The organism is Aeromonas sp. Y318-3, from assembly GCF_027706185.1.
GTDB lineage: Bacteria > Pseudomonadota > Gammaproteobacteria > Enterobacterales > Aeromonadaceae > Aeromonas > Aeromonas veronii.
Genome location: NZ_JAPDCN010000016.1, coordinates 43,774 through 56,662, shown reverse-complemented (window position 1 = coordinate 56,662; position 12,889 = coordinate 43,774). Strand labels below are relative to the sequence as shown.

Sequence of the window (12,889 nt, the reverse complement as noted above, 5' to 3'; positions counted from 1 at the left end):
GGGGGGAAAGTGACAGCTTTCGGCCCGATAATTTAAAGGATTGATACCATGGTTGCGGTTCGCGATATTCATTTGAAAGACAACTTCACCCTGGAAGAGTGGGTCAGCTCGCTCTCCTTGAGTGACAGTGAAAAGGATCAGCTGCGAACCGTCTACCAGTATTGTCTGACGCTCGGTGACGAGGCGCTGACCAGCAAGCTGCTGGTACGCGGCATCGAAATGGTGGGCATCCTGCAGATGCTCAGCATGGATATCGGCACTCTCAAAGCGGCCATCATCTACCCCTTCGTCGAAGCCGGTCTCATCAGCCAGGAGCGGATGGACGAGGACTTTGGCTCCAAGATCGCCAAGCTGGTGGAAGGGGTGCTGGAGATGGAGGCCATCCGCTCTCTGCAAACCCTCCATCGCAGCGAAACCTCGCCGGAGCAGGTCGACAACGTGCGTCGCATGTTGCTCGCCATGGTCGAGGATGTGCGCGCCGTGGTGATCAAGCTGGCGGAGCGGATCGCCTGCCTGCGGGAAGCGAAGACGGCAGATGAAGAGACCCGGGTGCTGATGGCCCAGGAGATCACCAACATCTATGCACCGCTCGCCAACCGTCTGGGCATCGGCCAGCTCAAGTGGGAGCTGGAAGATCTCGCCTTTCGTTACCTGCACCCGGATACCTACAAACAGATCGCCAAGCAGCTCGACGAGAAGCGGCTCGACCGCGAGCGCTACATCCGCGAGTTTGTGCAATCCCTGCGTAATGGGTTGAAAGAGGCGGGAGTTGACGCCGAGGTGTACGGTCGGCCGAAACACATCTACAGCATCTGGCGCAAGATGCAGAAGAAGCACCTCGAATTCAACGAGTTGTTCGATGTGCGCGCGGTGCGGGTAGTGACCAAGCGGCTGCAGGATTGCTATGCGGCGCTCGGTATCGTCCATACCCAGTTCCACCACATTCCTCGCGAGTTTGACGACTATGTCGCCAACCCCAAACCGAACGGCTATCAGTCGATCCACACCGTAGTGGTGGGGCCGGAGGGCAAGACCGTCGAGATCCAGATCCGTACCGACCAGATGCACCAGGATGCCGAGCTCGGCGTCGCGGCGCACTGGCGCTACAAGGAAGGGGCGCAGGCTGGCGGCAAGGCCAACACCTTCGAAGACAAGATCGAGTGGCTGCGCAAGCTGCTCGCCTGGCAGGAAGACCTCTCCGAGAGCGGCTCCCTGCTGGAAGATCTGCGCAGTCAGGTGTTCGAGGACAGAGTCTACGTCTTCACCCCGAAAGGGGATGTCATCGACCTGCCGGCAGGCGCCACCCCGCTCGATTTTGCCTATCACGTCCATAGCATGATCGGCCACCGCTGCATCGGCGCCAAGATTGATGGCCGCATCGTGCCGTTCACCTACGCGCTGCAGACCGGCGATCAGGTGGAGGTGATCACCCAGAAAGAGCCGAACCCGAGCCGCGACTGGATGAACCCCAACGCCGGCTTCCTGCGCTCCAGCCGGGCGCGGGCCAAGGTGGCGACCTGGTTCAGAAAACTGGATCGGGACAAAAATATCGTGGCCGGTCGCGAGCTGTTCGAGAAGGAGCTGGATCGCCACAACCTCAGCATGTCCAAGATCGACAAGGGCAACATGCTGCGCCGCTTCAATCTGGAGAGCACCGACGATCTGCTGGCCGGTATCGGCAGCGGCGATATCCGCATCAACCAGGTGCTCAACTATCTCGACACCTGCTACAACAAGCCGACGGCGGAAGAGGAAGATCGCCGCCTGTTGGAGAAGCTGGAGCAGAAGGCCAATGCGCCGATGCGCCACAAGCCCAAGGATCACATAGTGGTGGAAGGGGTCGGCAACCTGATGACCCATATTGCCCGCTGCTGCCAACCCATTCCGGGGGACTCCATTCAGGGCTTTATCACCATGGGGCGCGGGGTGTCCATTCACCGGGAAGATTGCGAGCAGCTCAAGGAGCTGTCACGCCGCAACCCCGAGCGGCTGATCGATGCGGTGTGGGGGGAGAACTACTCCGGCGGCTACGGCCTCACCATCAGGATCATCTCCAACGATCGCTCCGGCTTGCTGCGTGATATCACGACCGTGCTGGCCAACGAGAAGATCAATGTGATGGGGGTGCGCTCACGCTCCAACGTGCGCGAGCAGACCGCCGAGATCGACATGGAGCTGGAGATTTACAACATCAACGCCTTCAACCGGGCGTTGGCCAAGCTCAGTCAGCTCAATGACGTAATTAGCGCCAAGCGGCTTTGATAGCGAACCGACCGGCCCCAGTGGCCGGTCTGCATTTACGACCCTTTTTGAACAAATCGAAAGCGAATATCCCATGTCCCAACGTTATGACCTCTCCCAACTGCTCGACATGAGATTGCTCGACTGCGCGGCCTGATGTCGCTTCATCCCCATTTAACGAATCGAAAGTGAGTAGCCCATGTCCCAACGTTACGATCTGCCCCAACTGCTCGATATCATGGCTCGTTTGCGTGATCCGCAAAACGGCTGCCCCTGGGATCTGAAACAGAACTTCCAGACTATAGTGCCGCACACCCTGGAAGAGGCCTACGAGGTGGCCGATGCCATCGAGACCGAGGATTGGCAGGGGCTGAAAGGGGAGTTGGGGGATTTGCTGTTTCAGGTGGTGTTTTACGCCCAGCTGGGTAAAGAGCGGGGCTTGTTCGACTTCGCCGATATCGTGGAGACGGTGAGTGAAAAACTCATTCGCCGTCACCCCCACGTTTTTTCCGATGCAGATCTCTCCAGCGAGCAGGCGGTAAAAGCGAACTGGGAGGCGGAAAAGGCCAAAGAGCGGGCGGCCCTCGACAAAGAGAGCGTGCTGGACGATATCCCGCTCTCGCTGCCTGCCTTGACCCGAGCCGCCAAAATTCAGAAACGCTGCGCCACCGTGGGTTTTGACTGGAAGACGTTGGGGCCTGTGGTGGACAAGATCCACGAAGAGATCGACGAGGTGATGGAAGAGGCATTGATGGCCGATGTGGACGAGGCGAGGGTGAGCGACGAGCTCGGTGACCTGCTGTTTGCCACCGTCAATCTGGTGCGTCATCTGGGCAAGGATCCGGAGCAGGTGCTGCGAGGCGCCAACGCCAAGTTCGAACGTCGTTTTCGTCAGGTTGAGCAGATAATCGCCGCAGAAGGGTTGAAAATGACCGATTGCACCCTCGAAAAGCTCGATGCCGCCTGGGATAAGGCGAAGGAAACCGAGCAAAGTTGATTTGGCGCAAGATGGGGGGGCGGTGAGCCTGATAGATTTTTGCTCATTGTTTGGGAGAGGGGTTTTTGGTATACTGTTTCCCCGTCCTGCTTCATCCCCGAAGCACCCCTTAAAATTCCCTAAACTTCTTTCAGGTTCAGCATGACGACCAAATATATTTTTGTTACTGGTGGCGTTGTTTCATCCCTCGGCAAAGGCATTGCCGCAGCTTCTCTGGCAGCCATTCTGGAAGCCCGTGGTCTGGATGTGACCATCATGAAACTGGACCCGTACATCAACGTGGATCCGGGCACCATGAGCCCGACCCAGCATGGTGAAGTGTTCGTAACCGAGGACGGGGCCGAAACCGATCTGGATTTGGGCCACTACGAGCGTTTCATCCGCACCAAGATGACCCGTCGCAACAACTTTACCACCGGCCGTATCTACGCCGACGTACTGCGTAAAGAGCGTCGTGGTGACTATCTGGGCGCCACCATTCAGGTTATCCCGCACATCACCAACGCCATCAAGGAGCGGGTGATTGCCGGTGCCGAAGGCCATCAGGTTGCCATCGTCGAAGTGGGCGGTACCGTAGGTGACATCGAGTCCCTGCCGTTCCTCGAAGCCATTCGTCAGCTGGCTGCCGAAGTTGGCCGCAACAATGCCATGTTCATGCACCTGACGCTGGTTCCTTACCTGGCCGCAGCCGGTGAAGTGAAGACCAAGCCGACCCAGCACTCCGTTAAAGAGCTGCTCTCCATCGGTATCCAGCCGGATGTGCTGATCTGCCGCTCCGACCGTGCCATTCCGGCCAACGAGCGTGCCAAGATCGCCCTGTTCTGCAACGTGCCCGAGCGCGCCGTCATCTCCATGAAAGACGTCGACTCCATCTACAAGATCCCGGCACTGCTGAAATCCCAGAATCTGGACTCCTACTTCACCGAGCGTTTCGGTCTGGAGTGCAAAGAAGCTGACTTGTCCGAGTGGGAACAGGTTATCTACGAAGAGGCCAACCCGACTGGTGAAGTGACCATCGGTATGGTCGGCAAGTACGTCTCCCTGCCGGACGCTTACAAGTCCGTCAACGAGGCGCTCAAGCACGGTGGTCTCAAGACCCGTCACTCCGTCAACATCAAGTACATCGACTCTCAGGATATCGAGACCCGTGGCGCCGAGCTGCTGGAAGGTCTGGACGCGATCCTGGTGCCGGGTGGCTTCGGTGAGCGTGGTGTGGAAGGCAAAATTCTGGCTGCCCAGTATGCCCGCGAGAACAAGATCCCCTACCTGGGTATCTGCCTCGGCATGCAGGTTGCCATGATCGAATTCGCTCGCAACGTAGCGGGCATGGAAGGGGCTCACTCCTCCGAATTCAAGAAAGATTGCGCGTATCCGGTCGTCGGCCTCATCACCGAATGGGTGGATGAAGAAGGTAACGTCGAGACCCGTACCGAGAAGTCCGATTTGGGCGGTACCATGCGTCTGGGTTCCCAGCTCTGCCACCTGGTCGAAGATTCCAAAGTGCGTCAGATGTACGGCAGCCCGACCATTTACGAGCGTCACCGTCACCGTTACGAAGTCAATAACAAGCTGCTGCCGCAGATTGAAGCGGCAGGTCTGAAAGTGACCGGTCTCTCCGCCGACAAGAAGTTGGTGGAAATCATCGAGATCCCGGATCACCCCTGGTTCGTGGCTGCGCAGTTCCACCCGGAGTTCACCTCTACTCCTCGTGATGGCCACGCTCTGTTCGCCGGTTTTGTGAAGGCGGCAGGCGAGTATCAGAAGCGTAATTTGAAGTAATTGAAAATAAATGCGGTTGGGGCACTGTGCCACAGCCGCTTTTTTTGGCATATTTTTGTTGTTTTTTTACGAAACCTGAGGAAATACACATGTCCAAGATCGTTAAAGTGATCGGTCGTGAAATCATCGACTCCCGTGGTAACCCGACCGTTGAGGCCGAAGTTCACCTGGAAGGTGGTTTTGTTGGTATGGCAGCCGCTCCGTCTGGCGCGTCCACCGGTTCCCGCGAAGCGCTGGAACTGCGTGACGGCGACAAGAGCCGTTTCCTGGGTAAAGGCGTGCTGAAAGCCATCGAAGCCGTAAACGGCCCGATCGCTCAAGCTCTGCTGGGTAAAGATGCCAAGGACCAGGCCACCGTTGACCAGATCATGATCGACCTCGACGGTACCGAGAACAAATCCAAGTTCGGCGCCAACGCCATCCTGGCTGTTTCCCTGGCTAACGCCAAAGCTGCCGCTGCTGCCAAAGGCATGCCGCTGTACGCCCACATCGCCGAGCTGAACGGCACCCCGGGTGTTTACTCCATGCCGCTGCCGATGATGAACATCATCAACGGTGGTGAGCACGCCGACAACAACGTCGACATCCAGGAGTTCATGATCCAGCCGGTTGGCGCCAAGACCCTGAAAGAAGCCGTTCGCATGGGCGCAGAAGTGTTCCACAACCTGGCCAAAGTGCTGAAGTCCAAGGGCTACAACACTGCAGTTGGTGACGAAGGTGGTTTCGCTCCGAACCTGAAATCCAACGCCGAAGCGCTGGAAGTTATCGCTGAAGCCGTTGCCGCTGCCGGTTACAAACTGGGCACCGACATCACCCTGGCTATGGACTGCGCAGCTTCCGAGTTCTACGACGCAGAGAAGAAAGAGTACAACCTGAAAGGCGAAGGTCGTGTCTTCACCTCCAACGGTTTCTCCGACTTCCTGGCTGACCTGACCACCAAGTTCCCGATCGTCTCCATCGAAGATGGCCTGGACGAATCTGACTGGGAAGGTTTCGCCTACCAGACTGCTGAACTGGGCAAGAAAATCCAGATCGTGGGTGACGACCTGTTCGTAACCAATACCAAGATCCTGAAGCGCGGTATCGACAACGGCATCGCCAACTCCATCCTGATCAAGTTCAACCAGATCGGTTCCCTGACCGAAACTCTGGCTGCCATCAAGATGGCCAAAGACGCTGGCTACACTGCCGTCATCTCCCACCGCTCCGGTGAGACCGAAGACGCGACCATCGCCGACCTGGCTGTTGGTACCGCTGCAGGCCAGATCAAGACCGGTTCCATGAGCCGTTCTGACCGTGTTGCCAAGTACAACCAGCTGATCCGTATCGAAGAAGCTCTGGGTGCCAAAGCTCCTTTCCGCGGTCTGAAAGAAGTTAAAAACCAGGCTTAATTTGCTGGTTTGCCAGCTTCGGCTGGAATGAAAAAAAACCGGAACCCAAGGGTTCCGGTTTTTTTATGCCTGAGCCTTGCCACAACGCTCTGAGAGGCGAGGGTGTTGTGCCTCTGGTCTCGGGTCAGATAAAGGGGAGCATGCGCTGATAGCGCCCTGCATGCACCTTGAAGCCCAGCTTTTCAAACAGGGCGATAGAGCGGACGTTATCTGCATCGATATCTGCGGTGAGGTGGGTGACTCCCAACGTGCTGGCGTGGGCGAACAGCAATCCCAGCGCTTCCGACATAAACCCTCTGCGCCAATAGGCCGCATTGAGCAGGCAACCTACCTCGCAGTAGCGGCCCGCCTCGCTGAAACTGTGCAGGCCGCAGGTGCCGATCACCTTGTTGCCCTCCCGCTCGACAATCGCCCACTCCAGCGACTCCCCCATTTGCTCCAGCCGCACCACGCTCGCCATCAACTGCGCCACCATGGCGGGAGAGGTAAAACAGGGATCAGAGGCAAACTCCATGGTCAGCGGATTGCCATAAATCTCGAACAGATCGGCAGCATCCTGCGGGCCAATGGTGCGCAGTACAATCCGTGTGCCGGTTAAGTCGGGCTTCATAAATCTCCTTGGGGAGTGTTACGCCAGCAGAGATACAGGTAAAAAATGAGACAGCGTGAAAGTCGGTCTCTGAAGGCAACTGGCACTATCACGAAATATTTCTATCGCGAGCGTCCGATTACGCTTCGCTAATCGAACCTACGGGCTGACGCGCCTTGGATCGCGCCAAAGCGTTTGATATAAACCCCGCAAGGGGATCTTCCGATTACTGGTGATGTATTGGCGGGGATATTCGCGATTGTCCGAATACGCTGCGCTATTCGAACCTACGGGCTAGCCTTCCTCTTTAATACAAGCACCATTAGTTGACAATAATATCTTATCAATCAGTTTTTCAATATCTCCAGTATAACCTGATGATGCAATTGTTATCTCTCTGTGATCGTCTGTCGCTACCAAGCATTCAACATATGCTTTCCCAGTATTTATTCTTATTGCGCGTAATCTGATGGGAGCTGTTGCTGCACATAGCTCTTGACTTACATTTTTCCCTATCTTTTTTAGAAGACGTTCATTTTTATTCCAGACGACCTTATATTTACTTCTCGGAATTGAGTAGACAAATATTGTAGAGAACATAGCCATCACCAGAAAAGTAAGCACTAGTATCAGCCAACCCCAGATGCCAAAAATTGGTTTCGAAGAGGTTAGTTCGCCAGCGATCAGTAGCAATGAAAATATTGTACAAGCAATGCTGACTACTGCGCCAAGCCAGCTTATTATGGTTGAGTTACTTTCGTACAATATGGTTTCTTGTGGTGGCATCATATGTTTGTTTCCGATCTTTTTTATAGCAAAATAAAATCAAAATGATTAGGGAGTGTACTGCCAGAATCATTAAATACTTAGCCAGCACTTCAAAAGTGCCGCATCAAGGCGGCTAATCTCAATCCAGCAAGAGGAGCTTCCGAACCTTGCTTATTTCGTGGTGGGTTATTTGCGTTTTTCCGAATGCGCTTTGTTATTCATTAGCTCTGTATCTATTTTGTTTGAAAAATCGGAGAAATTACCCAAGTCAAATGGGGCATAAATTTTCTTGCGACCGTTGGTGCGAATAACCAGGCAATTTACTATTAGTAACATTTCCATGCTCACGCTGACCATCTCTGCATATGGTATGGATACTTTCCGAAAGAAGCGGTTTCTACCTACAACACCCTCACTTCTTACTTCGACAGAAAACAATCTGGAGGCTTGAGCCATTGCGAACAATACAACGAAGGATGCTAGCAGGATTTTTAAATATTGGTAAAAGAGCCAAGAGCCCAACTCCATGTCGAGTTGGGTTTTGTATGTACTGAGTGCAACAAACCCGGAAAAAATCAATGTGATAAATATAAAGAACCGCTTGCTCATGGAGAGTAATGGTGGTTTCCAATTTAATGAATATTTCATGGTGTATTCCAGTTGGATGAAAATAACGTCCGCTTAATCAGTGAATGGCAGAGGATCTACACCTTGTCAGGAAAGCTTGCTATAGACATAGTGGATTGTCCAAATTTTTTGGGGCCGATTTATTCGCAATTGTCCGAATACGCTTCGCTATTCGAACCTACGGGCTAAAACAACGCATAGTGAATGTGCCATGCGTTGCGAATCCCTCTTGAACAGTTTGTTAGGTTATAGGGCTTGAGGTGACAATACCAGTTTCAAACCATTTCTTTATTACGTAATCGTAAAATGCATCGTTTGGTTTTGAACCACAAACATTTACAAGTTCATGACCAGTCTGAGTTAAAAGAGCAGATCCTAAACTAATTTGATTGTCTTTCTGCTGGTTAAAATAAAGGTCGGTAGGCTTACCATAGTAATGAAATCGTTCGTATTGACCGAGCCTTCTTCTAACATAACCCGCTGTTGGCTCAAACGAAATTAATCCTATTGCATCAAGGTGTGTTAGGTTAGAAAAGTTCACTCCAGCATCATTATAAATATCATCATTTACGTCAAATATCATCGGGATGCAGTTACCATGAAACCAGACAAATTGGCAGAAATCTGTGAACATTTTTGCATCCTTCTTATCCATCGATGCTACAAAATCAACAGTTCGTTTGGAGAAAGTTCCAGGTTGATTAGCCTCGTTGGACAACAACTTAGACCATAGTGACTGCATTTCCAAGTCAGATACATTTTCACATTTAGAGAAAAAATGAGCTACCCAATCTTCGTCTAGAGCATCGGTATTGGAGTCATCGGGAAGCTCTTTAATAGCTTGTGCGGTTATTTTTTCTATATTTTGTTGCTTTTTAGATTCTTGAACTAACACTCTCTGCATTGCTCTTTGTTCTATTTCTGACAGTTCTAACTGAGCTAAAAGCTTTATCTTATCAGCTTCGGCATTGGCTTTAGCCAGCTTTTTGATTTTTCTCGGCTCATATAGAACTCCAACTGCATTAGATATTTTCTCAATCAAAACCGTTGCTGGCTTAGAGATATCACCTAAATTAACCACAGAATTACCTTCACTCAATGTTTAACTCCTCTTTTAACCTAGCAGTGATTAGATGGAAGGCGGTACTAATCCGTTATCAGGGCATTCCATATAACTCCGTAACACCTCCATCGTCGCCAAATCACGCTTGCGTGAACAGGTCAGAAATAAAGATGAGGCCGTTGCCATGTTGGGTGGGTCATTGTGGGCTGCGTTCACTTATCCATTCCATCCGGCATGGCTACCGCCCCTGAATTTCAGCCTCCAGTCTGCTGCGTTTCACCAACGGGATGGGGTTGGCATGGCTCATGGGAGACTCCGACGAGGCAAGTGTTGCCAAATGGCAATATTAACCATGGCGCTGTGGAGAGAAAGCTCAATATTTATATTTTCTGTGCAAGATCAATAAATTAATCAAATGTCACCCGCGATTGATGACGCGCCGACATAGCGTGAACAGCCATTCTTGATCTATCACCATAGAATATTCATGGTTATATCTGGCTTGAACCAGCATAAAACTCTTTGTTATTGTCCGCCTCCCCTGCTGAAACAGCTTATTTATCTATAAATCAACAAGATAGCATTATGCGGTGGCGTCGCGGGGGCATCTGCTATCGGGAAGGAGAGTTATGAAGTCGCAGTTCAAAGTGGCGCTGGCCATGTTGGCCCTGTTCGTCGTCCAAGGCTGCACAGCCCCGGATTCATCCACCAAGCGCAATGCACCCGGCCCAGTGCTGACAGTGCATTACGAAAGTGCCCCCCTGATCCCCGTCACCATCGCCGGTGAGCAGTACCAGTTTTTGCTGGATACCGGGGCCAGTATCACCTTTATCGATCGTCGTCTGGCCAGCCGCTTCAAGACGCTGACCTTAAGCGAATTGCCCAGGGCCTATCAGGCTGATTTTGCCAGTGTGAACAGCGTTTCGAGCCAACTGGGCAGCGAGCAGCTTGGCTTTGTTGAGCCGCAGCCCTTCTCGGTGGGGTCGGTCACCATTGATGACAGCGATTTGTGGGCAACCGTTGATTTCGATCTTTTCTCCCAGTCTCTCGGCAGCCGTATCGATGGCATCCTCGGGATCGACACCATCCGCCGTTTCAACTGGGTGTTTGATCGCGACAAGCATCAGCTAACTGCTTTGCTGACGGCACCATCGGCTGCCATGTTCGAGCGTTGCATCGGCTATGAAGATAGCTACAACCGTTCCCCGGCAATGTATCTGACCCACGGCGAGAGCAGCGTGCGCATGTATCTGGATACCGGGGCCGATCAGAGCTATGCCGACCATGCCTTTATCGACTTTATGGCCAGTCAGAAGGCGATCTCTGGCGAAGATGCGATGCCACGCAAAGGGGTGGACGCCAGCGGTATGGTGGAGGGGCATGAACATATCCTCACCGGCCTGCACTTTGATGAGCGCCAGCTCGGTGAGCTGCGCGTGTCGGAAAACAGCAATGAGCAGTATGGTCTGGGGCTGGATTTTGTTAACCGCTTCAATCGCTTTGCGATCATGCCCGGGCGGATGATGCTCTGCTACGACGCCGACAGCCTGGCGCGCAAAGTGCCGCCAATCCTGCGCAATATCGGGGTGCGCTTTGATGGCGAGCATCTGCAGGTCTACTACAGCGACGAACGGGATCTTGCCCCCTATGGTCTGGCCAACGGCGACATTCTGGAACAGATCAACGGGGTGGCTTATCGTCCCCTCGATATCGACAAGGTGCGTGAGCTGCTCAGCACCGGCAAGCCGGGGTCGCTCAAGTTGCGGATTGTGCGTGAAGGAAAACCGCTGGATATCGCCATCTAGTCAAGTTGGGGGGCGGCAAGACGAGCCGCCCCCATGAGCCTCAGCCCTTGGTCGGATTTTCCATGCAGGTGAGGGTTGGCTGGCCGTAACGCTCCAGCGTGGCGTCGTCCCCCTTGGTGAAGAAGGTGAGGTTTTGCCCTTCATAGCGGGCGCCGCTGGCGCTGGGGGCTTCATAGGCGAGCACTTGTTGCTGCTTGTCGCCCTCGCTCAGGTTGATCACCGCGGCGGGCAGCTTGGCATCGTTATAGAAGTAGGTGGAGAGAGTGACGCTCTTGCCGCACTGGTAGTTGACCGGTGCCGGCACCATCAGCTGGCCGCCGCTGATCTGCAGTTCGGTGATCCGCAGCAGGTAGTTATCCTCCACACACTGGCGCAGATCCTGCCCCTTCCAGCAGTCGTTGCGACCTTTGATCCAGCCGCGCTGCATGGCGCGCTCTGTCTTGAGCTGCTCGGGAGAGAGCGCTGCAATCGCCTTGGGGTAGAGGGCCGCCAGTTCGTTATCAAGGGCGGCCAGTCCGGCATCCTTGCAGATCAGGGTTTCGACCGACCCGGATGCTTTGGTGCAGTCAAAGGAAGGGGTTGCGGCGCTAGCCAGCAGAGGGGCAAACAGCAGGGCGGCAAGCAAGGTCTTGTTCATCGATAGATTTCAGCAATGAGGAGAGCATATCTGCCTACTACAGCACACTCTACAGGGCAATGCAGCAGGGGAGCCGAGCGCATTTTGCTCTGCTGAATGGCTGCCAAGCGGAAAAACCCGACACTCCTGGCCGGAATGTCGGGTTTTTTGTGGCCGCGATAAAGGGGGGAGGCGGGTTGCCCGGTCGATCAGGCCAGCGCCAGTTGCTGACTGCGGGCGCGCCACAGCCGCTCGTGGAAGAAGAACACCACGGTGTTGATGGCCGGTTCGATCATCGCCATCACGCCGCCGGTGAGCAGCTCGCCGCTCAGCAGGAAGGCAACCCCGAAGGCCACCGAGAAGTGGACCACCGCGAAGCTGCTGGTCTTGGCCTGCAGGCTGTGATTTGGTCTGAGCTTGTGCCAGCCAAGGTCATGAAAGTAGAAGGCGACCGTGTTGACGGCGGGCTCGATCAGGGCGATCAGGCTGGCGGTCAGCAGTTCACCGGTCAGCAGGTAGGCCACGGTAAAGGCGACACTGAAGTGCAGGATGGCAAAGCTGATGGTCTTTTTCATGATGGCGGCTCCCTCTGTTGATGATGAGAGTATCCACCGAAACGAGATTAAATGAAAACCATTCTCATCTATTGCCAAAATAGAGAGAACCTATCAACGGGCGAGTTGCCGGTGCGGTTCAGCGGTTGCCAATCGCAACCAAGGCGATAAAGTACAGGTTCTTCACACTTGCCCATGAAAAAGGATCTTTCATGAATATCAATGCCACCCTGCTTGGCCAGTTCATTGCGTTGCTGATGGTCATCGTCGGCGTCATCGCCTGGCGACTGGCGCGCCGCAAGAGCGAGCATCCGGCGCTGGTCACCCTTATCTGCTCTCTGCTCTGCCTGTTTCCGCCCTTTGGCCTGCTGGCCCTGTTGCTGGTTGCGCTGAAACAGGATCTGCCCGCCCGTTCATAGGGCGCGCTGGTTCAGGCTGCCGCATACACCGGCTGCACCA

The 12,889-nt window shown here is 54.0% G+C and carries 12 protein-coding genes; 6 read left to right on the top strand and 6 right to left on the bottom strand.

The features are described 5' to 3' along the window. Positions 1-48 precede the first annotated feature (48 nt). The 4 genes from relA to eno all read left to right on the top strand — a co-directional run bounded on the left by relA (position 49) and on the right by eno (position 6,408). Positions 49-2,262 (top strand): GTP diphosphokinase, encoded by a 2,214-nt coding sequence (relA, locus tag OKB77_RS19085; RefSeq protein WP_005335588.1) that lies wholly within the window; start codon positions 49-51, stop codon positions 2,260-2,262. A 178-nt stretch (positions 2,263-2,440) separates the two neighbouring features. Beyond that, complete coding sequence (mazG, locus tag OKB77_RS19080; RefSeq protein WP_270818152.1) at positions 2,441-3,238, top strand: nucleoside triphosphate pyrophosphohydrolase; 798 nt, start codon at positions 2,441-2,443, stop codon at positions 3,236-3,238. A gap of 141 nt (positions 3,239-3,379) precedes the next feature. Further along, positions 3,380-5,017: a glutamine hydrolyzing CTP synthase gene (gene pyrG / locus OKB77_RS19075; RefSeq protein WP_005335584.1), complete on the top strand. Its 1,638-nt coding sequence runs from the start codon at positions 3,380-3,382 to the stop codon at positions 5,015-5,017. An 89-nt stretch (positions 5,018-5,106) separates the two neighbouring features. Then, entirely contained in the window at positions 5,107-6,408 is a 1,302-nt protein-coding gene (gene eno, locus OKB77_RS19070; protein WP_005335583.1) for a phosphopyruvate hydratase, read from the top strand. Between the two features lie 124 nt (positions 6,409-6,532). Here the strand turns inward: eno and OKB77_RS19065 are convergent, their stop codons facing one another. The 4 genes from OKB77_RS19065 to OKB77_RS19050 form a co-directional block, all read right to left on the bottom strand. Next, positions 6,533-7,018: a GNAT family N-acetyltransferase gene (locus tag OKB77_RS19065; RefSeq protein ID WP_270818151.1), complete on the bottom strand. Its 486-nt coding sequence runs from the start codon at positions 7,016-7,018 to the stop codon at positions 6,533-6,535. A 273-nt stretch (positions 7,019-7,291) separates the two neighbouring features. After that, positions 7,292-7,786, bottom strand: coding sequence for a hypothetical protein (locus OKB77_RS19060; protein WP_159144319.1), 495 nt, complete (start codon positions 7,784-7,786; stop codon positions 7,292-7,294). Positions 7,787-7,951: 165 nt separating this feature from the next. Then, positions 7,952-8,413, bottom strand: a complete 462-nt coding sequence (locus tag OKB77_RS19055; RefSeq protein ID WP_270818150.1) for a hypothetical protein — start codon at positions 8,411-8,413, stop codon at positions 7,952-7,954. Positions 8,414-8,633: 220 nt separating this feature from the next. Then, positions 8,634-9,491, bottom strand: a complete 858-nt coding sequence (locus OKB77_RS19050; protein ID WP_270818149.1) for a DUF2806 domain-containing protein — start codon at positions 9,489-9,491, stop codon at positions 8,634-8,636. Positions 9,492-10,084: 593 nt separating this feature from the next. Here OKB77_RS19050 and OKB77_RS19045 point away from each other — a divergent pair. Further along, positions 10,085-11,260 (top strand): retropepsin-like aspartic protease, encoded by a 1,176-nt coding sequence (locus OKB77_RS19045; RefSeq protein ID WP_270818148.1) that lies wholly within the window; start codon positions 10,085-10,087, stop codon positions 11,258-11,260. A 40-nt stretch (positions 11,261-11,300) separates the two neighbouring features. On the opposite strand, the gene OKB77_RS19040 is transcribed toward OKB77_RS19045, so the two are convergent. Continuing rightward, the gene (locus OKB77_RS19040) at positions 11,301-11,897 is read right to left on the bottom strand and encodes an MliC family protein (RefSeq protein WP_263085537.1); all 597 of its coding nucleotides are present in this window, start codon (positions 11,895-11,897) and stop codon (positions 11,301-11,303) included. 188 nt (positions 11,898-12,085) lie between these two features. Next, positions 12,086-12,451: a DUF2061 domain-containing protein gene (locus OKB77_RS19035; protein ID WP_270818147.1), complete on the bottom strand. Its 366-nt coding sequence runs from the start codon at positions 12,449-12,451 to the stop codon at positions 12,086-12,088. A gap of 191 nt (positions 12,452-12,642) precedes the next feature. Here OKB77_RS19035 and OKB77_RS19030 point away from each other — a divergent pair, with 191 nt between their 5' ends. Then, positions 12,643-12,849, top strand: a complete 207-nt coding sequence (locus tag OKB77_RS19030; RefSeq protein ID WP_042656489.1) for a hypothetical protein — start codon at positions 12,643-12,645, stop codon at positions 12,847-12,849. Positions 12,850-12,889: the final 40 nt, after the last annotated feature.